The organism is Rhizobium cerradonense (assembly GCF_030182455.1).
GTDB lineage: Bacteria > Pseudomonadota > Alphaproteobacteria > Rhizobiales > Rhizobiaceae > Rhizobium.
Genome location: NZ_JAQJCK010000002.1, coordinates 188,130 through 210,201 on the forward strand (window position 1 = coordinate 188,130; position 22,072 = coordinate 210,201).

The following is a 22,072-nucleotide window of genomic DNA, read 5'->3' on the forward strand; positions in this document are numbered from 1 at the left end:
TGTGGCGATGCGGTTTGCCTTGGCAAGGGCTTGGCGCAACCCTATGTTAGGGATCAAGTAATGCCGCCGCTCAGCGGCGGAAGTTTCAGTGCTGGGGAGTTCGATGAACCCTAATTTTCGTAATTTCGCTCTGTGGGCAATCATAGCTTTGCTGCTGATTGCTCTGTTCAGTATGTTCCAGAACGCGCCGGCACAAACAGGCTCCAGGGAAATTCCGTATTCGCAGTTCCTTCGGGAAGTTGATTCAGGCCGCGTCCGTGACGTCACCGTCACTGGCAATCGCGTGGTCGGCAGCTATGTCGAAAACGGTACAACCTTCCAGACCTATGCCCCGGTCGTGGACGACAGCCTGCTTGATCGCCTGCAAAGCAAGAACGTCAACATTGTCGGCCGTCCGGAATCGGATGGCTCCTCGAGCTTCCTGAGCTATCTCGGCACGCTGTTGCCGATGCTCCTGATCCTCGGTGTCTGGCTGTTCTTCATGCGGCAGATGCAGGGTGGCTCGCGCGGTGCAATGGGCTTCGGCAAATCCAAGGCAAAGCTTTTGACGGAGGCGCATGGTCGCGTCACCTTCGATGATGTCGCCGGTGTCGACGAAGCCAAGCAGGATCTGGAAGAAATCGTGGAATTCCTGCGCGATCCGCAGAAGTTCCAGCGTCTGGGTGGCCGTATTCCGCGCGGCGTTCTGCTTGTCGGCCCTCCCGGTACGGGTAAGACGCTTCTGGCGCGCGCCATTGCCGGCGAGGCAAATGTGCCGTTCTTCACCATTTCCGGTTCCGACTTCGTTGAAATGTTCGTCGGTGTCGGCGCAAGCCGCGTCCGCGACATGTTCGAACAGGCGAAGAAGAACGCGCCCTGCATCATCTTCATCGACGAAATCGACGCCGTCGGCCGCCATCGTGGCGCCGGTCTCGGCGGCGGTAACGACGAACGCGAGCAGACGCTGAACCAGTTGCTGGTCGAGATGGACGGTTTCGAAGCCAATGAGGGCATCATCCTCATCGCCGCCACCAACCGCCCTGACGTTCTCGATCCGGCGCTGCTGCGTCCCGGCCGCTTCGACCGCCAGGTCGTCGTGCCGAACCCGGACATTGTCGGCCGTGAACGCATCCTGAAGGTACACGCCCGCAACGTTCCGCTGGCTCCGAACGTCGATCTGAAGACGCTTGCCCGCGGTACGCCCGGCTTCTCCGGTGCCGACCTGATGAACCTCGTCAACGAAGCCGCCCTGATGGCCGCCCGCCGCAACAAGCGCCTGGTCACCATGCAGGAATTCGAAGACGCCAAGGACAAGATCATGATGGGCGCCGAGCGCCGTTCTTCCGCGATGACCGAGGCGGAAAAGAAGCTTACGGCCTATCACGAAGCTGGCCATGCGATTACGGCGCTCAATGTCGCCATCGCAGATCCGCTGCACAAGGCGACCATCATTCCGCGCGGTCGTGCGCTCGGCATGGTCATGCAGCTTCCCGAGGGCGACCGCTACTCGATGAGCTACAAGTGGATGGTGTCGCGCCTCTGCATCATGATGGGCGGCCGCGTTGCAGAAGAGCTGACCTTCGGCAAGGAGAATATCACCTCCGGCGCGTCCTCGGACATCGAGCAGGCGACCAAGCTTGCCCGCGCCATGGTCACGCAATGGGGCTTCTCCGATGAGCTCGGCCAGGTTGCCTATGGTGAAAACCAGCAGGAGGTTTTCCTCGGCCACTCCGTTTCGCAATCGAAGAATGTCTCCGAGGCGACCGCTCAGAAGATCGACAACGAAGTGCGCCGCCTGATCGACCAGGCTTACAAACAGGCTATGGACATCATCACCACCAAGCACGACGAGTTCGTGGCACTGGCCGAAGGCCTGCTCGAATACGAAACGCTGACCGGCGAAGAGATCAAGGCGCTCATTCGCGGCGAAAAGCCCGCCCGCGATCTCGGTGACGATACGCCTCCGAGTCGCGGCTCGGCGGTCCCGAAGACCGGTGCAAAGAAGGACGGCCCGCTTGGCACCAAGGGCGATGAGCCCGAGGGCGGTTTCGAACCGCAGCCACGCTGACGCACAGAGCCGATTGAACATGTAGACGAAGAGGCCAGTTCCTTTTTTAACAGGGAGCTGGCCTTTTTCTTGATAGCCGGGGTGACGAACGGAGACGGTTCGATACCGGTGATGACCCGAACGTCGAAATTCAAGCGGGAAAGCGGGTTGCTGGGTGTGACTCGAGGTGTCGACAGCGAACAGCGCATCGCCCTGCCTGCATTCATGTCGCGGAGGCATCGATGCTGAGCGTGCGCCAGGTGTGTAACCCGTACCCTGGCGGTCTCATCACTGGTGTTGTCCTAATGACGATTGGATATCTTTATGCGTGAAGTATCCGTGATCCTCAGCTCAACGATTACCTGTCCAATCTGCGGCTTCAACGCGTCAGAAACAATGCCAACTGACGCGTGCCAATATTTCTACGAGTGCAAAAGCTGCGGTGCCGTTCTTCGACCGAGGGCGGGCGATTGTTGCGTGTTCTGTTCGTTTGGAACAGTTCCTTGCCCGCCTGTTCAGGCTCAAGGCAAACAGGGCCGTTGCTGTTGATCGGTGTGACGTCGGGCTGCCAGTGCGGTTCAGTCGTCTGGCTTCCAACCGCTGCCGTCCCAACGGCCACCCGATTTACGCCGATAGACTAGGAGGCCGGTCTGTTTCAGTGGAGAACTGACCTTTTTTAGTGCTTATTAACAGTAACGCGTTGTAATACGTTTTCTTGGTAATTTAAGTGCCGAGGTTTGCAATCTATGGCATGAGCCTCAAGCATCGATGTTCGCGCCGCCCATGGAATTCCGGGGAGGAGAACGGGATGCCGCAGTCCCTCAAAGGGACGCTGCAATCACGGGAGTGCATATGAAACGTCGCTATTTCGGAACGGACGGAATCCGCGGACAATCCAATATCTATCCGATGACGCCGGATCTCGCCATGCGCGTGGGTATCGCCGCCGGCACGATTTTCCATCGGGGCAGTCATCGCCATCGAGTGGTCATCGGCAAGGATACGCGTCTCTCCGGCTACATGCTGGAAAACGCCATGGTGGCGGGTTTCACCGCAGCCGGTGTCGACGCCTTCGTTCTCGGTCCGATTCCGACGCCTGCCGTCGCCATGCTGACGCGGTCACTGCGCGCCGATATCGGTGTGATGATCTCTGCTTCGCACAATCCTTACGAAGACAACGGCATCAAACTTTTCGGCCCCGATGGCTACAAGCTGTCCGACGATCTCGAAACGAAGATCGAGGATCTGCTGGAAAAGGACATGACGGCGCATCTCGCCAAGTCGGAAAACATCGGCCGTGCCAAGCGCGTCGACGGCGTGCATGACCGTTATATCGAGCATGCCAAGCGCACGCTGCCGCGCGATGTGACGCTGCAGGGCCTGCGCATTGCCATCGATTGCGCCAATGGCGCCGCCTACAAGGTCGCGCCCGCCGTACTGTGGGAACTCGGCGCCGATGTCGTTACCATCGGTAACGAGCCGAACGGCACCAATATCAATCTCAATTGCGGCTCCACCAGCCCAGTCGCGCTGCAGAAGAAGGTGGACGAAGTGCGTGCCGATATCGGCATCGCGCTCGATGGCGACGCCGATCGCGTCATCATCGTCGACGAAACCGGCACGATTGTTGACGGTGACCAACTGATGGCCGTCATCGCCGAGAGCTGGGCCGAGAGCCAGTTGCTGCGCGGCAATGGCATCGTCGCGACCGTCATGTCTAATCTCGGTCTGGAACGCTTCCTGGAAGACAAGGGCATGGCGCTTGCCCGCACCGCGGTCGGCGACCGTTATGTCGTCGAGCATATGCGCCAGCACAATTACAATGTCGGCGGCGAGCAGTCCGGCCATATCGTGCTCTCCGACTATGGCACGACCGGCGATGGCCTTGTGGCGGCGTTGCAGATCCTGGCTGCGGTCAAGCGCACCGGCAAGCCGGTCAGCGAAGTCTGCCGCCGCTTCGAACCGGTGCCGCAGCTTCTGCGCAATGTCCGCATTTCCGGCGGCAAGCCGCTGGAAGACATGCAGGTGCGCAAGGCGATCGCCGATGCCGAAAGTGAGCTTGCCCGCAACGGCCGCCTCGTTATCCGCCCCTCCGGCACCGAGCCGCTGATCCGCGTCATGGCGGAAGGCGACGACCGTGGTCAGATCGAGCGCATCGTCGGCGGTCTGATCGATGTGATCTCGAGCGTTCGCAACGCTGCCTGATTAAGCTGTCGGTTATTCAGATATCGGCAAGAAATCCGCGGCCGCCTGATGGGGCGGCCGTTGATATTGCTCGCGGCAAGAGGATCACCGGAACATTTCGCCGGGATAAGCACCCCAGAGCATGTTCTGCCTGACATAGCCGCTCGCGGAATGCTTCCGCACGGAGACGCTACACCAAGCGCCGGTACAGGAGCGTAGCGACAGCAAGACGCCGGGCTGCAGTTCAGCGATGAGTGTGGCCGTCGTTTCCGGGCTTCCGCGCAGCATCGCGTTTGTCTTCAGCCATGGCCCGACGACCGCCGTGCGCAGCCCCGAAAGAAGGGCGCTATGCATCCATCCGGTCGTGCCGATATCATCGCGCACCTGTCGCCAATGGCCGTATTCGTCGATGATCTCCAGCGGCAGGCCGGGTTTCATATAGATCCATTTGGTTGGATAAATCGTCGATGGCCCAGCGCGCATACGCGCCTTGTATGCTTTCAGCGACACATAGCGAGGGATGGGTAATCCCGTCTCTCGTCCCTTGTTCCAGCTCGTCGCTGCGGCCGGCAGTGTGGGAACCGGGCCGGCGAGGGCGGCGGTCGTCAGAAAGCTAAATGCGAGGCATAGGCCGGCACCCAGATTGCGAAAGCAAGTCAACGACTTCCTCCATATTTTACGCCCCGGCTGCGGTCATGGTATCGGACCGATTATTGCCAATTGGTTTAAGAGTTGGGAAACATCTTGATGCCTGGGACACTGCGTCACTTGGGCGAGGGGCCAATCCGGAAGCAAAATGATGCCGAACTTTGCCGCGGCCTCGCGGAGACGCTCGATCTCCTCGGGTGTCGGCGGTCCGACGACTTCATCCGGTTGAAGTTCGTGGCCACCTTCTTCGAGAAACCCGTCGAACCGAGCGGGGGTTCCGATCAAGATGTATCTGCTGGGATCGCCGGTCATATTCATAAGCTAGTGCGGAATGCCGCGCGGCAGGAAGAGGCTTTCGCCTGCAGCCAAGCGTAGAGGCTGGCCGTCGAGCACTGCTGTCAGCTCGCCTTCAAGGACGTAAACCGTCTCGTCGTCCTTGGCGTGGACGTGGATCGGCGTCCTCGTATTTCCGTTGCTTTTGTTCTCGAAGAGACAGAACTGCCCTCCGGTCTGGTCGCCGGACAACAAGCGTTTCATGACGACGCCTGCAAGAACGAATTCTTTGCTGTCGATATCACTCATTGTCGCTTCCTTTCCACGGATCGTGCAGGTGAAGGGTGGCGGGGGCCCCGATCATTTAATGGGAGTGTGATCGCCAAAGACGATCGATGCCGTGATGCGCCGGGTCCGTATCATCCACGGATTGCGTTTCGCATCTCCATGGAGCAAGTCCTGGGCGAATAATTCTGAACCAGATATGCGATATAAGAATGGCCGGGTGCGCGCTCTCTGGCTTTTCCTGCGGCGCGAGGTGTCCTATTCCTGTAACGGGAAAAGCCAAGTCAATCAAAGACATTGCGGGTTCGTACGCTTAGTTTTACGAATCGCTAATGTACAGGGCCAAGTATATCCATCGACCGAACAGAGTAAATATTCGTAGTTAATTGGGTTTTAACCCTTATCATTCATTATCCATATCATGTCTTTCGGTTGGCAGGCTTTTGCCGTGCCAATGGCAATAAATTTGGAGCCAAAGCCATGATGAAAACTTTGATTGGGGCCGCTGCTGCTCTCTTTGTCGGCACATCCGCTTTTTCGGCCGATCTCTATACGCCGGAACCGGCTCAGCCGGCGCCGGAAGTTGCCGTCAGCCAATCGAGCGGCTGGTATCTGCGCGGCGATGTCGGTTATGCCTTCACCGATCTGCGTGGCGCCAATTATTTCCAGGGCTCCAATTCCAGCCTTGTCGATTTCGACAGCGCAAAGCTTGATGACAATTTCACGCTAGGTGGCGGTGTCGGTTACCAGATCAACAACTACCTGCGCACGGACGTGACGCTGGATTATCTCTTCAAGTCCGATTTCAAGGGCTCGACAAGCGGCGATTGCGGAGCCTGCGGCCCTGGTTTCACTGCCGTGCCCGCGACCTCCCGAGATGTGGCGTCGCTGACGGCCTATAGCTTGCTTGCCAACGCCTATGTCGATATCGGCACCTACGGCATCTTCACCCCCTATGTGGGCGGTGGTCTCGGCGGCACTTACGTTAAATGGAGCAACCTGAAGAATACCTCCTGCTCCAACGCCGATTCGAGCTCCTGCGACGAAACCGTTACCCACAATGGTCGCGGTAGCTGGCGCTTCACCTATGCGCTGATGGCCGGTACTTCGATCGATCTCTCGTGCAATCTCAAGGCCGATGTCGGCTATCGTTACCGCCACATCGAAGGCGGCGATATGTTCGGCTATGCGGAAAACGGCGGTCCGGGGTACGACAAGGGCCTCAACCTGCATGAAGCCCGCCTCGGTGCCCGCTATACGTTTGGCGGCTGCCAGACAGCCAGCTACATGCCGCCGGCTGATATCCCTGTCCAGCCGCAGCCGGTCTACAAGTAAGCCTTTCTACGGCCAAGCCTTTGAAAAGCCGTCCGGTTCGTCCGGGCGGCTTTTTACTTTTTTCTGTCGCCGTTAAGCAATTCAACCGCGTTTTAAACCTTCGTTAACCATGAATTCCCTATGGTTAATGAAATGACAATGGCTGCGGCTCGGCCCGGTCTCTCCTCTCGGAGAGCCAGAATGGCGGGTACGACAAGGGCAGGCCGGCTTGAAAGCGGGTATCGGCCCGAGGTTGGAAGGCGAGGGGTAATGATCCGTTTCGACGCTTTTGCGCTGGCCGCGATGATGGCGAGCGCGGTTGCGGGCACTGCTTTTGCGGGTGATCTGCCGCCGGAGATCAAGATGCCCGAAGTCAGCGTCAAGGATGCTAGGGGCTGGTACGTGCGGGGCGATCTCGGCTATGCGGTCAACGCCAGCCACAACGACACAACCTTCCGCGCTTATGACCCCACCAGCGGCGATTACAGCTCCAGCCGCTTTGATTCCGACCGCTTCAGCGGCGATTTTTCGGGTGGCCTCGGCGTTGGTTATCAATTCAACGACTTGCTTCGTGCCGATATCACCGGCGACTATTTCAGCGGCGATTTCGATGGCCGGATTTCGAGCGCGTCGCCCTGCGCAGGCGGCGCAGCCGGTACGGGTTGCTCCACCAAAGCGCGCTCTTCTTTCAAGGCGGGTAGCCTGATGGTGAACGGCTATGTCGATCTCGGCACGCTGGCCGGCTTTACGCCCTATGTCGGTGCCGGTCTCGGCGCGACGAGGGTTTCCTGGAACAGCGTCAATGCTGTCGGCTCCTGTGTCGACGGTGTCTCCGGCTGCGGTGGTGCTGCTTCGGTCAGCGCGCGTTATCCCGGCGAAAGCGATTGGCGCATGACCTATGCTTTGATGGCCGGAGTCGCCTATGAAGTGGCCCCGAATGTGAAACTCGATCTCGGTTATCGCTTCTCGCATATCGCCGGCGGCGATATGTTCGGTTATTCGGCGGCGGATGCGTCGGCCGGCGCCGGCGGCACGATGGGTCGCGACGGTGCACTGTCGCGGCACGAGATCCGTATCGGGTTGCGAATCACCACCTGGTAGGGTCGCTGCCTACGGCGTCGTGAGCACGTAGGCGATGCGGCGGAAGAAATCCAATGTGCGGAAGAGATGCGCGGGAACGCGCCGCCAGGCAGCGGATTTCGCGGCACGATAGTCACGACGCCAGCCGATCATCGTGCTCCGCTGCAGCGGGCTGAAGCCGACGATGTTGGCGCGCGTCGTGAAGATGGATGTGTGCATATCCCAGCCGCGTTCCACAGCGACATCCCAGGGCAGGGACATGACCGCGAGCGCCTTGACGATCTTTTCGGCGCCACTGCGCGTTACAAGGTAGCATGCCGTCGAGCCCTGTGGGCCGAAAAGGCAGCGGCCGATCACGTCTCCCGTGCGGCTTTGGGCCGCGGCGCGGAAGCCGCCCCAGCGATGGTTCACGAGCTTGATGACCTCGGCGTTCGGGATAGCTTCCTTTGCCGCCATGGCACGGGCGAGGAAATCGCCGTCCAGCGCTATGTCGTCTTCAATGATGACAGCCGCTTCGCTGCCGTCGGCAAGAAATTGGCGCAACGCCATCAGATGACTGCGGTAGCAGCCATATTCGCCGGGCAAAATGACCCTGCCGTGCCGACGTCGGAAACGGTCGTGATCGACGTCGATCCATTGCTCCCGCGGCAAAAGAGCGCCGTCGACGCCGTCGACGCGCTCGATCCTGATGCCGAATTCATCGCTCTGCCGCTTAATTTCCGCCAGTCTGTCCGTCGCTCGATCAATATTGATGAGGTAAACGAGTAGCGGCTGCGCGGGCGTGCGAGGGCTTTCGGACAGTGCGGCTTGGTACATTAAAGACATTTGTTCTTCATCTGTTGGCGCAGAGCCATTCAACGCCGATACATATGGGTGTGTCTCCGCAAAGAAGCCAGCTTTTCTGTGACTAACCTAGCGTGATTTTGCTGTGCGAAGCTTATCCCATCGGCATCATTGCTGCACGAATGCGTGAAGCATTGTCCATCCGCCCAATTTACCTATTGCACCGGCAGGCCGCTTCCAATATATCCGACGGCGGGACACTCCTCCCCAACGAGGAGCTTTCTATCTGAGAGGATAGCATCATGACTAAGCTCGCCAAGCCGGACACCCGTCCGAACAATACCCATTTCTCTTCTGGCCCCTGCTCGAAGCGCCCCGGTTGGACGCTCGATGCTCTTTCCGACGCGGCTCTTGGCCGTTCGCACCGCGCGAAAGTCGGCAAGGCCAAGCTGAAGCAGGCCATCGATCTTACCCGTGACATTCTGGAAGTGCCCGCGGACTACCGCATCGGCATCGTTCCGGCTTCCGATACCGGCGCCGTCGAAATGGCGCTCTGGTCGCTGCTCGGAGAACGTGGTGTCGACATGCTCGCCTGGGAAAGCTTTGGCGCTGGCTGGGTCACCGACGTCGTCAAGCAGCTTAAGCTCAAGGATGTCCGCAAGCTTGAGGCCGGTTACGGCGAGCTGCCCGATCTTTCCGCCGTCGATTTCGACCGCGACGTGGTCTTCACCTGGAACGGCACCACTTCTGGTGTCCGCGTTCCGAATGCCGATTTCATTCCGGCCGATCGTAAGGGCCTGACGATCTGCGACGCCACCTCGGCGGCTTTCGCTCAGAACCTCGATTTTGCCAAGCTCGACGTCGTCACCTTCTCCTGGCAGAAGGTGCTGGGCGGCGAGGGCGCGCATGGCGTCATTATCCTTAGCCCCCGCGCTGTCGAGCGCCTGACGACCTATGTACCGGCGTGGCCGCTGCCGAAAATTTTCCGCATGACCAGCGGCGGCAAGCTGATCGAAGGCATCTTCACCGGCGAGACGATTAACACGCCGTCGATGCTTTGCGTCGAGGACTATATCGACGCTCTCCTCTGGGCCAAGGAGCTCGGCGGTCTCAAGGCGCTGATCGGCCGTGCCGATGCCAACGCCAAGGTCATCCATGACTTCGTTGCCGCTAACGACTGGATCGCCAATCTCGCCGTCAAGGCCGAGACGGAGTCCAACACCTCCGTCTGCCTGAAGATCGTCGACAAGGACGTTACGGCTCTCGATGAGGACGGCCAGGCGAATTTTGCCAAGGGCCTCGTCGCGCTGCTCGAAAAGGAAGGCGTCGCCTATGACGTCGGCCATTACCGCGACGCGCCTTCGGGCCTGCGCATATGGGCGGGTGCGACGATCGAAGCTGCCGACATGCAGAAGCTGATGCCCTGGCTCTCCTGGGCTTTCGAAACGCAGAAGGCGACGCTCTCCCAGGCTGCTGCCTGAGATCATGGCGTCCACAGGCTCCGCCAGGAAGGCGGAGCCCAGCATTCGCATTTCAATCACAGTTGACCCTTTCAGGAGGCCTCCATGGCACCCCGCGTTCTCGTATCCGACGAACTGTCGGAAACCGCCGTCCAGATCTTTCGCGATCGCGGCGTCGAAGTCGATTTCCAGCCGCAGCTCGGCAAGGATAAAGACAAGCTGCTCGAAATCATCGGCAATTATGATGGCCTCGCCATCCGTTCCGCCACCAAGGTGACAGAGAAGATCATCGAAGCGGCGAAGAACCTCAAGGTCGTCGGCCGCGCCGGCATCGGCGTCGATAATGTCGATATCCCGGCCGCTTCGCGCCGCGGTATCATCGTCATGAACACGCCCTTCGGCAATTCGATCACGACCGCAGAGCACGCTATCGCGCTGATGTTCGCCGTTGCCCGACAGCTTCCTTCCGCCGATGCCTCGACCCAGGCCGGCAAGTGGGAAAAGTCGAAATTCATGGGTGTCGAAATCACCGGCAAGACGCTCGGTGTCATCGGCGCCGGCAATATCGGTTCCATCGTCATCGCCCGCGCCATCGGCCTGAAGATGCATGTCGTTGCCTATGATCCGTTCCTTTCCAAGGAACGTGCCGAGGAAATGGGCGTCGTCAAGGTGGAACTCGACGAACTCTTCGCTCGCGCCGATTTCATCACGCTGCACGTGCCGCTCACCGACAAGACGCGCAACATCATTGACGCTGACGCACTCGGCAAGACGAAGCCGGGCGTGCGTATCATCAACTGCGCTCGCGGCGGTTTGGTGGATGAGGCAGCCCTTGCCGCCGCCATCAAGTCTGGCCATGTCGCCGGCGCCGCCTTCGACGTCTTCGAAGTCGAACCCGCCAAGGAAAGCCCGCTATTTGGCCTGCCGAACGTCGTCTGCACGCCGCATCTCGGCGCATCGACTACCGAAGCGCAGGAGAATGTCGCCCTGCAGGTGGCCGAGCAGATGTCGGATTATCTCGTCAAGGGCGCGGTTTCCAACGCCATCAACATGCCCTCGATCACCGCTGAGGAAGCGCCGATCCTGAAGCCGTTCATCAAGCTTGCCGACGTTCTCGGCGCTTTCGTCGGCCAGGTGACGGACGATCCGATCAAGGAAATCGAGATTCTCTACGACGGCGTTACCGCGGGCATGAACACCAAGGCGCTGACGAGTGCGCTGCTGGCCGGCCTCATCCGCAATCAGGTTGCCGACGTCAACATGGTTTCGGCGCCGATCATGATCAAGGAAAAGGGCATCGTGCTCGCCGAAGTCAAGCGCGACAAGACCGGCGTCTATGACGGCTACATCAAGCTGACCGTCACCACCGACAGCATGACGCGCTCGATCGCCGGCACCGTCTTCTCCGACGGCAAGCCGCGCTTCATCCAGATCAAGGGCATCAATCTCGACGCCGATGTAGGCAACCACATGATCTATATCGCCAACACCGACGTTCCCGGCATGATCGGCTTCATCGGCACGACGCTCGGCGCGGCCAATGTCAACATCGCCAACTTCCAGCTCGGCCGCGACAAGCAGGGCGGCGATGCCATCGCGCTGCTTTATGTCGACGGCGCGATCAACGATGAGGTTCTGGCCAAGCTGGCCGCCCATCAGGCGATCCGTCAGGCAAAGCCGTTGGTGTTCAACGTCGACTAAGTCAAGCTCCTCCCAAGAGCGACACGAAGGCCCGGCGCAACGTGAGTTGCACCGGGTTTTTCATGATTGCAAACGGGTTGTGGATAAGTTTGCGCAAGAGACTATCGGCACCCGTGGAACGCGCCTATCTCTTAGTCATGGGGGCGTCACAACGGAATATTTTCGAAAATATCACGGGTAGGCCGGCGACGGCCTGGCTTGCGAAACCGGCCGCGGTAGCGATCGTGCTATTTGCGCGCGCTATTACTGCCGTGCGGGCGATCTGGTCGGAAAGTGGCGTGCCCACAGGCCGCTGCGTCTATTTCGCCAATCACTCCAGCCATGGCGATTTCATCCTCATCTGGGCGGTGCTGCCGCCGCGGCTCAGGCGGCGAACACGCCCAGTCGCCGGCGCCGATTACTGGCTGAAATCGAAGCTGAACAGCTTCATTGGCCGCGACGTCTTCAATGCCGTGCTGATCGAACGGGACCGCGAGGCGCGGACGGAAGATCCGATCGAGCAGATGGCTGCCGCTATCGACGCGGGCTCTTCGCTGATCCTGTTTCCCGAGGGCACGCGAAACCTGACGGACGCACCGCTGCAACCCTTCAAGAGTGGGCTATTTCATCTGGCGAGGATGCGCCCCGATATCGATCTCGTTCCCGTCTGGATCAACAATCTCAATCGTGTCATGCCCAAGGGCGAGTTCGTGCCCATTCCGTTGATCTGCACCGTGACCTTTGGCGAGGCGCTGCGCATCGGCGCAGACGAAGAGAAGGCGGATTTTCTGGCGCGTGCGCAAGCGGCGCTACTGGCCCTCTCGCCCAAACAAATGGGGAGTGGTGAATGAGCGCAGCAAGCTCCGATCTCATCCACCTTATCCTCGGTATCCTCGGCGTTCTGATCGTCGCATCCGTCGTCGGCTATGTGCTGCAGCGGCGCCTGTCGCCCGATGGTTCCAACGCGGCGATCGAAAACCTCAATGCCCGCATCAAGGCCTGGTGGGCGATGGTGATCCTGATCGGCATCGCCTTTCTGGCGGGGCGCGCCGGCGTCATCCTGCTCTTTGCCTTCTGCTCCTTCGCGGCGCTGCGCGAATTCATCACGCTGATCAACACCAGGCGCGCCGACCATTGGGCGCTGGCGGCAGCCTTTTTTGTTGCGCTGCCTGTGCAATATTATCTGCTCTGGGCCGAGCAATACGGCATCTTTTCCATCTTCATCCCGGTCTATGCCTTTCTCTTCATGCCTATTATCGCGGTCTTGCGCGGCGATACCGAGCGCTTCCTGATCCGCATTGCCGAGGTGCAATGGGCACTGATGATCTGCGTCTTCTGCGCGTCGCATGTGCCGGCATTGCTGACCCTGCACATACCGGGCTATGAGGGCCGCAATGTGCTTTTGATCGCGTTCCTCGTCATCGTCGTGCAGCTCAGCGATGTCCTGCAATATGTCTGGGGCAAGCTGTTCGGTCGCCGTAAGATCGCGCCGAAACTATCGCCATCCAAAACGGTCGAAGGCTTTGTCGGTGGTGTCGTCAGCGCGACCTTGATCGGGGCTGCGCTCTGGTGGATCACGCCGTTCACGCCGCTGCAGGCAGGCTTGCTTGCCTTCGTGATTACCCTGATGGGCTTCTTCGGCGGGCTGGTGATGTCGGCGATCAAGAGGGATCGCGGCGTCAAGGACTGGGGGCATCTGATCGAAGGCCATGGCGGGCTGATCGACCGGCTCGATTCCGTCGTCTTCTCAGCACCGATCTTTTTTCATCTCGTGCGCTATTGGTGGTCGGTGTCATGACGGCGCGGGTGAGGGCGCTGGCCGGTAGCAGCATCGTGCACGTGCTTTTCGCTTTCCTTGCCATGGGTGGATGGGCCGTCTTTGCCAACCGTCTGCATCCAATGCCGCAGCCGGTGATCTCCGGTCTCGTCCAGGGCATTCTTTCCGGCTGCCTGACGCTGTTTTTGAAATCGGTGGTGGAAGCCCTGTCCAAACGGTTCCGTGGCTTCACTGTTCTATGGGCGCCGCCATTGATCGCCTGTCTCGGGTCAACGGCCATATTGGTGACGATCCACGCGCTCAGCGGCACGCCGGAGATATTGAAGACCACCGCGGTGCCGCTGCTGGTTTCGACCAGCTATGCGGCGATCTACAATTATTCGATTTCCGGCGGGAGGCGTTAGGTCCATGGCGGGCGAGGGAATGGGCGACAGGCGGCCATTGGCAAGCCGCAACACGCGCTGGGCGCAGGGGCTGGCGCGGCGGATGACGAATTTGTCGGTGACACCGAACCAGATATCGCAGGCGAGCATCGTCATGGCGGCACTGGCCGGCGGTTCTTTCTGGCTGTCGGGGCAGGGCAGTGGCGGGCTGCGCGCCCTATTCCTGATCCTTGCGGCACTCTTCTGCCAACTTCGCCTGCTCTGCAATTTGCTGGATGGCATGGTCGCCGTCGAGGGCGGCAAGGGCGCGGCGGATGGGCCGTTCTGGAATGAATTCCCGGATCGCGTCGCCGATATCCTGATCTTCGCTGGCGTTGGCTATGGCATTGGCGCTTCCGGCCTTGGCTGGGCTGCCGCCGCCTTCGCCGTTCTCACCGCCTATGTCCGCGAGCTTGGCCGCGCTACCGGCAATCCCAGCGATTTCGGCGGGCCGATGGCCAAACAGCATCGCATGGCAACGATGACCGCGGCCGCTCTGCTCTCGGTCGTCGAAGTGCTCTGGAGCGGCGGCTCCTGGATACTGACCATCGCGCTCTGGATCGTCGCCGTCGGCGCAGCCGTGACGGCTCTTCGCCGCAGTCTCTATCTTATCGAGCGGCTAAAAGCCAAGGGTTGATTGGCGGCCTCGTCCGCTGTCGCGAAGCCGGTGATTCGCCGCCCCTTGCGCCGGGCAGCAATCCTTTCTATATCCCTGATCCATCAAGGCCGGGCGGCCAAGCCGCCGCGTGCCGCAGACGATACAAATCCGCCGCTTTTGCATGGCAACCGGTGGACAGAAGACAGCACCGAAGATCGACTGAGATTGGCGGCAAGACCGTGAACACACTGGATTTTGACAAGAGGCCGGAAGATACGCGCGTTGTCGTCGCCATGTCTGGCGGCGTCGATAGTTCCGTCGTCGCCGGCATTCTGAAGCGTCAGGGCTATGATGTGCTTGGGATCACGTTGCAGCTCTACGATCACGGCGCCGCCGTGCACCGCGCCGGCTCCTGCTGTGCGGGCCAGGATATCGATGATGCCCGCCGCGTCTGCGAGACGCTTGGCATCCCGCATTATGTGCTCGACTACGAAAAGCGCTTCCGCGAAACGGTGATCAATCCCTTCGCCGAAAGCTATGTTGCTGGCGAGACCCCGATCCCCTGCGTAGCCTGCAACCAGACCGTCAAATTCGCCGATCTCCTGGCGACGGCCAAGGAACTCGGCGCCGACGCGCTGGCGACCGGCCACTATATCCGCTCCCGCCCGAACCCGTCGGCCGATCATCCCGGCCGCCGCGCACTCTATCGCCCGGCCGATGCAGATCGCGACCAGAGCTATTTCCTCTTCGCCACCACGCAGGAGCAGATCGACTATCTGCGCTTTCCGCTCGGCGGTATGCCGAAATCGGAGACGCGGGCGCTTGCCGGGGAAATGGGCCTCGTCGTTGCCAAGAAGGCCGACAGCCAGGACATCTGTTTCGTGCCGCAGGGCAAATATTCTGACGTGATCGCCAAGCTGAAGCCGAATGCGGCGCTCGCCGGCGAGATCGTCCATCTCGACGGCCGCGTGCTCGGCCATCACGAGGGCATCCTGCACTATACGATTGGCCAGCGCCGCGGCATCGGCATCGCGACCGGCGAGCCGCTTTATGTCGTCTATCTCGACGCCCGCTCGCGCCGCGTCATCGTCGGCCCGAAGGAGGCGCTGGAAACGCACCGCGTCTATCTCCGTGACGTCAACTGGCTGGGCGACGAACCGTTGGCGCAGGCGGCTTCCGGCGAGGGTTTTGCCTGCTACGCCAAGGTCCGCTCGACCCGCGCGCCGGCCCCTGCCGTGCTGCATGCCGATGCGACTGGCATCTATGTCGACCTGACGATCGGCGAGGCAGGTGTCGCTCCGGGCCAGGCCTGCGCTCTCTATTCCGCCCCGGGTGATGACGCCCGCGTCTACGGCGGCGGCTTCATCGAACGCTCAGAGCGCGAACCGACGGCAGAAGCCTCGCTGAAGGCATTGCTGGCCAGCCCCGTCGCGGCCTGAAGGCGGCGGTGCGGGGCGTGGGGGAAAGCATTGATTTTTCCAAATCATCCGCTTGACACAAAGCCGAACCGCACCTTATAAGCCGCTCAACCGACGAGCCAACGCTCCTCGAGCGGCGGTTTCGTTTGGCCCTTGTGTATAGTCCAGGGGACTATGCGCTGAAGTGGCGGAGTAGCTCAGTAGGTCAGAGCAGAGGAATCATAATCCTTGTGTCGGGGGTTCAAATCCCTCCTCCGCTACCAAAATTTCTCCAATGAAATCAGTAGGTTGGCCGGTCAGCGTTGGAAGATGGCTGATACGCTCGGCTTCTACGCAAATTTAGTCTGCGGACACTGCCTTCAAATACCCGAAATCGCAGCAATCTGAGCAATCAGGGTGGCATAGGTTTCGATATGTCGGCGGTACTCCGCCTCGGTTACCTCCCAGCTCCATTATCCTCTTTGCGAAAATGGCTGATGTCTGGCTCTTCCATCGACTGAAGATGTTCTTGATGCTCTGCAATCTTCTGCTCTTAGCTTTTCAGAGATTCATGCAAACCCATCGCATTTGCGAAGATAGCTCTTTCGGCCGTCATCGGTAAGACAATAGTGGCCGCCACGGGAGCCGACGCAATACGATCCGCCTCGGCAGGAGCAATCTGTTGAAGTCGTCGGTTCCATTTCTTCAGGTGCTGATCCGAAAAGGGATGCGCCGCCCATATAAGACTCGCACGATTGCTTGCTCGCGCTGACAGATCCGTCACTGCAGATGAAAGTTGACCCCTGGCAGTGATCAATGCCGCCTTTTTGGCCACTGCAGGGAGTGTTTGCCGCCACGCAATAAGCCGGCAGCAAGATCAAAGTCGCTCCGCAAATTGCAATCCATGCTCGCATCAAGTCCCCTATGTGCGAGAACTATCCGATCGCTGCAGTGAGACGCGAAGATGGAGCCGCCGCCTATAAGAGGCCACTTCGCCCTAAACTATGACGACTTTATCCGGAATGGCGCGAAAATCGAGTGCGAGAATTCGCCGACAAGTCGCGAACGTCGGCGCAACGTCTTAGAAGTCAATGAAGAAGCTGCACCACCATGAGCGCTATCGTGGTTATGCCTGCACATACCGTCATGGCCGTCAAAATTGAAGTCGACATCATCTCGCTCCTCAATCGAATTTTCGGAATTGATTACAGAAGCGAGAGCGGGATGTCGCGTGACAGATCGCGTGACGGTAGCGAGAGGAACGAGAAGACTTCGCAGCCTTCATTTGTTCAGCCCCGCACGAAACCAAGCGGGAACGACGGCACTTTAAAAAAAGCCCCCGCCTACTTGCGTTTCGGCGGGGGGAGGAAATATGGCAGAACTCTTATATTAGAATGATCGAATTCTATATCAAAGGCGAAAGCGGATTCAAAAAACCCCATTCGACCAGTTTGGGTAATTTTTTGTTTCTGCAATGGCCCAAGAGACTGGATGCGACCGCAACAGCGCAGCGAGTGACGCCTACTTGGATCTTCGATGCCGACGAGACGAGGTAAGCTCAGCTTTCACCCTTATCGATGCGGCGTCTCAAATCCTCGGCGAAATATTTGTAGTTCTCCAGCATATCCTCATAGTGCGTGAGGACTATTGCCGTAATATCCTCCCAGGGGCCGTCACCGAATTTGGCTTGATGCTGGATCTCTCCTGCCTGAATACGAGAGATGCGCTGCGAGAACTCCTCGATCTGCCCGACGCAGTCGGCCAAACGTTCGACAAGCGATTTATCCATCTTCCCCTCCATCGTGCTGGCGTCATGATTGTTTGGAAGTCAACAATGATAGACGCGGAAAGACAAGCTCTCCAAGAGGGCATAGGCCCGTCAGCCAGCCTTTGGGCAACGACGACAGGACGCTGATAGTCTTGCGCGGCGTCATTGGCAGGGTCAGCGAGTCTCGCGTGCCCTCGCATTTTGCCGCGATTGTGCCGTCCCCCGAACGCAATGTCGCCTTGAAGCTATGAGACGTCCCGCGGCGACGGTTGCCGGAGCCCGGCCGCTTTTATCAGGAATTATGAGGCCAGCGATGCTTTGGGATCTAATAACAATCGCAGCAATTTTTGCTCTATTTGCCGCCGTCCGCGAGGGCCGACTTATTATTGCCAAGGCAAGAGCTTCGCATTGGAATAACTTCCAACTTCGGTAGAGCGGTTCAGCTTTTCACGGGATCGCACAACCGCTCTATCTCTTTATTCTCGTAATTTCCGGACCGAAAGCCGCAGCGCAATTTTTCGTGGAGTTGCTTTAGCCGTTGACGATCTCCGAAACGCTTCACGATAACGGCATGAGTCCAGGCGACAGAAAAAGTGCGCGAAGCGTTCTTTCTTGCGTCTTTTTTGTGACCATTATGACTCCTTGACCGCGTTGGTGCGGAAAGGGGGTGCAATATGGATTACTACGTGACACTCGCAGTCTGCGTTACCGCTGGGTCGTTCGTCTTTGCCGTTATGAATATTCGCTAGACTGGAGCGCAGAAGCACGGCCGACACCGTACGGGCGCGAGTCAAGACGAAACGCGCACCTGTATCGGTCGAGAGATGCCTGAGCTTCCAGCGTCGGGCGGACTAAAGTCGGGAAGAGCTCAGGGCATCATAGGCGTTGATCAAGCGATCCACGTCCAGCCCGTGTTCCTGCGGTCCGAAGCTGAGGTGGCTGACGGTAAAATCCGCATAGATCGCGGTGGGCCGATCGAGGAAAGTCGGCAGGTCGACCGTCAGCGCATATTCATCGTCGCCTTTCGGAAGAGCCATATGCAGGAGGTCTTTTCCGAGCCAGGATATGAAGTTAATCGACTGGCGCTCCGTCCATTCGATGACCTTGTTCGGCAAAGGCAGATGCTTCTCGTCCTTTTCCAGGAAGTAATCGTGAAGCCGGGTTGCGCGCTCGGCGCTTTGCCACAGGCTTCCACCGAACCCTCCAGGCGGGCGCTCGAAATGACCGAGGTCATCGGGAAGTCCGCCCCCTTGTTGCTGCCAATAGGCGCATACGCCGTTGTTCACGACATTTGCGGAGACGACGAAGTAATTCGGGTTGGCCCTTCTAAACTCGATGAATTCATTGAGTTTTTCTATGTCCAGATATACGATGTCATCGTCACACTTCAGAAATACCGCGCTGGAAAACCTCTCCAGCCGCTTCGCGTAGTAGTCATAGGCCTGCCAATAGGGCAGTTTTTCATTTGGGTTCCCGACGTAGCGTCGTACGGGGGCATTTATATCGCAAAGTTCCAAATCGGCGCCCCATCCGCCGCGCACCATCACCGATGCGCCGGAGCCCAGGTTCAGCTCAGGCCACTTGCCGATCGTCACGCCATTGACCTGAAGTGAGGGAGCACCCGCCGAGTCGATGCTGAGCACGACCTGGTTCGGCAGGCTTGGCGAAAGAACGCTGGGTGTCGATTTGCTCCAGATGGTCGTTGTTTCACCCCGGCTCCCAAAGTTATTCAGTTCGCTGCGCTTGACGCTGCGAAGAGCGGAATGCGTGTTCTGCCAGCCACCGACGACAATTTCGAAGCAATTATCATCGTCACCATTCGGAAGAACGGCGATATGTAGATCGTGGTCTATCTTGGCATTCGCACGGAAGGAGGAGCGGGGCGTGACCGCTCCCTTCAACTGGTACGGCGCTTCGGACCCCATATATCGCGCCGGGCCGAATTCGCGCGTGACCCACTCGTTATCTTCAGAGGAGCGCGTGAAATCCCATATGTGCCATTCATCAATGATGCCATCATTGATGGCCTTGCGGATGTATTTGGTCAGAATCTCCATTCGCTTTTGCCGCCCGGCGAATGTCACAAGAATAACAGGAGTCATAATATCCTCTTCGCTTGCAGCCGTTGCCGCAATTCAACTTCAAAGTGATTCCGGCTCTCTCAGCAGACGGCTGTCGCGCGCAAGCGGCGCGTAATCGTTCCATTGGGCCAGCTTCTCGAGATAGCGGCGCCGGTAGGCTTGATCATCCTCGAATTCGATATTCTCCAGAACGATTTCGGCGCCGACCTCGTAGTAGACATCAAGATTGCGCATGTCCGGCGCCGGCGTTTCTCCGCGCTCGATTTCGCCCTGCATCTGCCAAAACAGATGTTCGAGGCGCCGTGCGAGGCCTGGAATATCACGTAGCGCGCTCGTCTCGCGCTGGCGCTGCAAGGAGTCCCTGATCGCGGCCAGGCTCTCGCGGTCCTGCGCGAAGGCGATGGCCCGGCTTACATAATCCTCCGGCCCGCTGCAGATCAGTTCCGGAACGCCGGCGGCTGCGACGATGCTGCTGCAGAAACGCGAGGCAAAGCTTTTTCCGGGCATAGTCAGGACCGGCAGCCCGACGGTGATCGCGTCCGCCGCCGTGGAGTGCGCCCCATAGGGGAAGGTGTCCAGGAAGAGATCGGCCAACGCCATTCGCGCGAGGTGGTTCGGATTGGCCGCCTTGGACGCGAAAATGAGGCGTTCGGGCGCCACGCCGGCTTGCGCGGCCAACTGGCGCAGACGCTCGTTGACATCCGGGGCCTCCGCAAGCAGCCACAGCACGCTGCCGGGTGTCGCGGAAAGGATCTGCATCCAGCGCGCAAAGCAGTTGGCGGTGATCTTCTGCATCCCGTTGAGGCAAGCGTAGACGAAAGCGTCCTCCGGCAGGCCGGCTTCCGCGCGGGTCGGCCGTGCGGCGATCAGCCGTTTGCGGTCGATGGGCTGGTTGCAGGCAATCCGCAGCACCTTTTCCGTATAGTAGATTTCGTTCTCCGGCGGGATGATGTGCTCGTCCGCGATGACGTATTGATGAAACGGGCTGGCCGTCGTGCCGGGATAGCCGCAGAAATTGACGATGACCGGCGCAGGCCGGTAGGCGAAGATCTTCGCCCGCGCATGCTTGGTGTAGCCGTTGACGTCGACGAGAATGTCGATCTCGTCAGCACGGATTTGCTTTGCTGCGTCGATATCGCTGAGCGTGGAGATTTCCCGCCAGCAATCCACCGCGTTCTTGATCCGCGTTTGCGTCGCGTCGTTGGAGCGCGGCTCGCCGCAGTAATAGGCGAAAACCTCGACGCTGCTCTTGTCATGCAGCTCCAGCACTTCCCTGAGCGCAAAACCGACCGCATGGTCGCGCAGATCCGATGAGACGTAGCCGACGCGCAAACGCTCTCCGGTCCCCGATTTCTGTTTCGGCGGAAGGCGTGGGAAGTCACGGAGATCGGGCCGGCCGATCAGCGATTTGTGATAGCGATAGGCCTTGCCGAGCTGGAATAGGGGATCGTCGCTGTAGCAGCCGAGGATCAAGGGCGACATCGCATCCAGCAAGTGCCGGGCCGAAACATGTTCGGACGTGATGAGCGTCGGCCACTTGCACTGGTGCTGGCGCAACGACGTCCAATGCTGGCCCGCCTCGGTCTTGCTGGGCTGCAGCTCGATCGCTTGCCACAAAGCTGCTTCCGCCTCTTCCAGCAAACCGCCGGCTTCGAGAACGCGGCCGATATGCTGGAGCGCCATCAGGCGATAGCCAATCTTGTCGGCCGTGATCTCGGCGGTCGCTTTTGCGAAGTCTCGCCATTGTTCGACGGCCCGGCCGGTCAGGCCGCTGTCTTCCAGAACGCGGCCGAGGTTGATGTGCGCTGGTCCGAACTCTGGAGACAGCTTTAAACAGGCGCGAAGCGCGTGGATCGCCGCGGCGGCATCGCCAGTTTGGTTGGCGGCGACCGCATAATTGAAATAAGCGAGATGCAGCAGGGGGTTAGCGTCGTTGAACGCGATCCAGGTCTTGTAGAGTTCGACCGCCTGCGACTGTTTGCCTATGCGACCTAAAACTTCAGCGATCTGAAATAGCTCGGCAAGCGGCAATTGCTGATTCCGAGCCCTCTCCGATGCGCTGACGAGCGGCGAGGCTTGGGTCGAGACAGGTGCAATATTGACGGTCATGGACATCCTGCGGCAAGGCGGCCTTGCGGCCGAGGGAAACTGACGAGCGAAAGCGTCATCCCTTCTAGTGCAGCTAGCTTGCGTCGGACTGATTGTTTTTCGGGAGAGGCGCCCGTGGGCAGGAGCGTGACGTCGTCCGGCATGGGGGTGGCGAACGGTCAAAACGGGAAGTAGCGGCCGCTCTGCC

19 protein-coding genes and 1 tRNA gene are annotated in these 22,072 nt (G+C 59.4%); 14 read left to right on the forward strand and 6 right to left on the reverse strand.

The window, feature by feature from the left end; translation table 11 throughout:
• The first annotated feature begins 103 nt into the window (after positions 1-103).
• From ftsH to glmM, 3 genes are all read left to right on the forward strand, one after another.
• Positions 104-2,047 carry an ATP-dependent zinc metalloprotease FtsH gene (gene ftsH, locus PH547_RS05100; protein ID WP_104824141.1) on the forward strand — a complete coding sequence of 648 codons (1,944 nt, stop codon included), beginning with the start codon at positions 104-106 and terminating at the stop codon, positions 2,045-2,047.
• Positions 2,048-2,365: 318 nt separating this feature from the next.
• The gene (locus PH547_RS05105) at positions 2,366-2,575 is read left to right on the forward strand and encodes a GDCCVxC domain-containing (seleno)protein (RefSeq protein ID WP_483315530.1); all 210 of its coding nucleotides are present in this window, start codon (positions 2,366-2,368) and stop codon (positions 2,573-2,575) included.
• Between the two features lie 303 nt (positions 2,576-2,878).
• A complete protein-coding gene (gene glmM / locus PH547_RS05110) occupies positions 2,879-4,231 on the forward strand; it encodes a phosphoglucosamine mutase (protein ID WP_104824139.1) in 1,353 nt (450 codons plus the stop codon).
• Positions 4,232-4,315: 84 nt separating this feature from the next.
• Here glmM and PH547_RS05115 read toward each other — a convergent pair whose 3' ends face one another.
• Positions 4,316-4,870: an SH3 domain-containing protein gene (locus PH547_RS05115; RefSeq protein WP_104824138.1), complete on the reverse strand. Its 555-nt coding sequence runs from the start codon at positions 4,868-4,870 to the stop codon at positions 4,316-4,318.
• Between the two features lie 309 nt (positions 4,871-5,179).
• The gene (locus PH547_RS05120; RefSeq protein ID WP_285167709.1) at positions 5,180-5,440 is read right to left on the reverse strand and encodes a cupin domain-containing protein; all 261 of its coding nucleotides are present in this window, start codon (positions 5,438-5,440) and stop codon (positions 5,180-5,182) included.
• Between the two features lie 456 nt (positions 5,441-5,896).
• Here PH547_RS05120 and PH547_RS05125 point away from each other — a divergent pair, with 456 nt between their 5' ends.
• Complete coding sequence (locus tag PH547_RS05125) at positions 5,897-6,751, forward strand: outer membrane protein (RefSeq protein ID WP_104824136.1); 855 nt, start codon at positions 5,897-5,899, stop codon at positions 6,749-6,751.
• A 249-nt stretch (positions 6,752-7,000) separates the two neighbouring features.
• Positions 7,001-7,831, forward strand: a complete 831-nt coding sequence (locus PH547_RS05130) for an outer membrane protein (RefSeq protein ID WP_285167711.1) — start codon at positions 7,001-7,003, stop codon at positions 7,829-7,831.
• A gap of 9 nt (positions 7,832-7,840) precedes the next feature.
• Here the strand turns inward: PH547_RS05130 and PH547_RS05135 are convergent, their stop codons facing one another.
• Complete coding sequence (locus PH547_RS05135) at positions 7,841-8,635, reverse strand: glycosyltransferase family 25 protein (RefSeq protein WP_283047194.1); 795 nt, start codon at positions 8,633-8,635, stop codon at positions 7,841-7,843.
• A 260-nt stretch (positions 8,636-8,895) separates the two neighbouring features.
• On the opposite strand from PH547_RS05135, the gene PH547_RS05140 reads away from it, so the two are divergent.
• The 9 genes from PH547_RS05140 (at position 8,896) to PH547_RS05180 (ending at position 17,325) form a co-directional block, all read left to right on the forward strand.
• A complete protein-coding gene (locus PH547_RS05140) occupies positions 8,896-10,074 on the forward strand; it encodes a phosphoserine transaminase (RefSeq protein WP_285167715.1) in 1,179 nt (392 codons plus the stop codon).
• A gap of 84 nt (positions 10,075-10,158) precedes the next feature.
• Positions 10,159-11,754 (forward strand): phosphoglycerate dehydrogenase, encoded by a 1,596-nt coding sequence (gene serA / locus PH547_RS05145; protein WP_104824132.1) that lies wholly within the window; start codon positions 10,159-10,161, stop codon positions 11,752-11,754.
• A gap of 137 nt (positions 11,755-11,891) precedes the next feature.
• Positions 11,892-12,584, forward strand: a complete 693-nt coding sequence (locus tag PH547_RS05150) for a lysophospholipid acyltransferase family protein (RefSeq protein ID WP_104824131.1) — start codon at positions 11,892-11,894, stop codon at positions 12,582-12,584.
• Positions 12,581-13,531, forward strand: a complete 951-nt coding sequence (locus PH547_RS05155; protein WP_104824130.1) for a phosphatidate cytidylyltransferase — start codon at positions 12,581-12,583, stop codon at positions 13,529-13,531. The genes PH547_RS05150 and PH547_RS05155 overlap by 4 nt, the downstream gene beginning before the upstream one ends.
• On the forward strand, positions 13,528-13,914 hold the full coding sequence (locus PH547_RS05160; protein WP_104825191.1) for a hypothetical protein: 387 nt from the start codon (positions 13,528-13,530) through the stop codon (positions 13,912-13,914). The genes PH547_RS05155 and PH547_RS05160 overlap by 4 nt, the downstream gene beginning before the upstream one ends.
• Positions 13,915-13,918: 4 nt before the next feature.
• On the forward strand, positions 13,919-14,569 hold the full coding sequence (locus PH547_RS05165) for a CDP-alcohol phosphatidyltransferase family protein (RefSeq protein ID WP_104824129.1): 651 nt from the start codon (positions 13,919-13,921) through the stop codon (positions 14,567-14,569).
• A gap of 200 nt (positions 14,570-14,769) precedes the next feature.
• Positions 14,770-15,969: a tRNA 2-thiouridine(34) synthase MnmA gene (gene mnmA / locus PH547_RS05170; protein ID WP_104825190.1), complete on the forward strand. Its 1,200-nt coding sequence runs from the start codon at positions 14,770-14,772 to the stop codon at positions 15,967-15,969.
• A gap of 165 nt (positions 15,970-16,134) precedes the next feature.
• Positions 16,135-16,211, forward strand: a tRNA-Met gene (locus PH547_RS05175).
• Between the two features lie 826 nt (positions 16,212-17,037).
• Positions 17,038-17,325 carry a hypothetical protein gene (locus PH547_RS05180; RefSeq protein ID WP_104824127.1) on the forward strand — a complete coding sequence of 96 codons (288 nt, stop codon included), beginning with the start codon at positions 17,038-17,040 and terminating at the stop codon, positions 17,323-17,325.
• A gap of 160 nt (positions 17,326-17,485) precedes the next feature.
• Here PH547_RS05180 and PH547_RS05185 read toward each other — a convergent pair whose 3' ends face one another.
• The 3 genes from PH547_RS05185 to PH547_RS05195 all read right to left on the reverse strand — a co-directional run bounded on the left by PH547_RS05185 (position 17,486) and on the right by PH547_RS05195 (position 21,885).
• Positions 17,486-17,716 carry a hypothetical protein gene (locus tag PH547_RS05185; protein WP_158704489.1) on the reverse strand — a complete coding sequence of 77 codons (231 nt, stop codon included), beginning with the start codon at positions 17,714-17,716 and terminating at the stop codon, positions 17,486-17,488.
• 830 nt (positions 17,717-18,546) lie between these two features.
• A complete protein-coding gene (locus tag PH547_RS05190) occupies positions 18,547-19,797 on the reverse strand; it encodes a DUF6250 domain-containing protein (protein ID WP_104824125.1) in 1,251 nt (416 codons plus the stop codon).
• Positions 19,798-19,836: 39 nt separating this feature from the next.
• A complete protein-coding gene (locus PH547_RS05195; protein WP_285167716.1) occupies positions 19,837-21,885 on the reverse strand; it encodes an O-linked N-acetylglucosamine transferase, SPINDLY family protein in 2,049 nt (682 codons plus the stop codon).
• Positions 21,886-22,072: the final 187 nt, after the last annotated feature.

Excerpts from the sequence above, each read along its gene's own strand:
- ftsH (WP_104824141.1), top strand. The coding sequence starts at position 104 with ATGAACCCTAATTTTCGTAATTTCGCTCTGTGGGCAATCATAGCTTTG.
- glmM (WP_104824139.1), top strand. The coding sequence starts at position 2,879 with ATGAAACGTCGCTATTTCGGAACGGACGGAATCCGCGGACAATCCAAT.
- PH547_RS05120 (WP_285167709.1), bottom strand. The coding sequence starts at position 5,440 with ATGAGTGATATCGACAGCAAAGAATTCGTTCTTGCAGGCGTCGTCATG.
- PH547_RS05125 (WP_104824136.1), top strand. The coding sequence starts at position 5,897 with ATGATGAAAACTTTGATTGGGGCCGCTGCTGCTCTCTTTGTCGGCACA.
- PH547_RS05130 (WP_285167711.1), top strand. The coding sequence starts at position 7,001 with ATGATCCGTTTCGACGCTTTTGCGCTGGCCGCGATGATGGCGAGCGCG.
- PH547_RS05135 (WP_283047194.1), bottom strand. The coding sequence starts at position 8,635 with ATGTCTTTAATGTACCAAGCCGCACTGTCCGAAAGCCCTCGCACGCCC.
- PH547_RS05140 (WP_285167715.1), top strand. The coding sequence starts at position 8,896 with ATGACTAAGCTCGCCAAGCCGGACACCCGTCCGAACAATACCCATTTC.
- serA (WP_104824132.1), top strand. The coding sequence starts at position 10,159 with ATGGCACCCCGCGTTCTCGTATCCGACGAACTGTCGGAAACCGCCGTC.
- PH547_RS05150 (WP_104824131.1), top strand. The coding sequence starts at position 11,892 with ATGGGGGCGTCACAACGGAATATTTTCGAAAATATCACGGGTAGGCCG.
- PH547_RS05155 (WP_104824130.1), top strand. The coding sequence starts at position 12,581 with ATGAGCGCAGCAAGCTCCGATCTCATCCACCTTATCCTCGGTATCCTC.
- PH547_RS05160 (WP_104825191.1), top strand. The coding sequence starts at position 13,528 with ATGACGGCGCGGGTGAGGGCGCTGGCCGGTAGCAGCATCGTGCACGTG.
- PH547_RS05165 (WP_104824129.1), top strand. The coding sequence starts at position 13,919 with ATGGCGGGCGAGGGAATGGGCGACAGGCGGCCATTGGCAAGCCGCAAC.
- PH547_RS05180 (WP_104824127.1), top strand. The coding sequence starts at position 17,038 with ATGAGCGCTATCGTGGTTATGCCTGCACATACCGTCATGGCCGTCAAA.
- PH547_RS05185 (WP_158704489.1), bottom strand. The coding sequence starts at position 17,716 with ATGGATAAATCGCTTGTCGAACGTTTGGCCGACTGCGTCGGGCAGATC.
- PH547_RS05190 (WP_104824125.1), bottom strand. The coding sequence starts at position 19,797 with ATGACTCCTGTTATTCTTGTGACATTCGCCGGGCGGCAAAAGCGAATG.
- PH547_RS05195 (WP_285167716.1), bottom strand. The coding sequence starts at position 21,885 with ATGACCGTCAATATTGCACCTGTCTCGACCCAAGCCTCGCCGCTCGTC.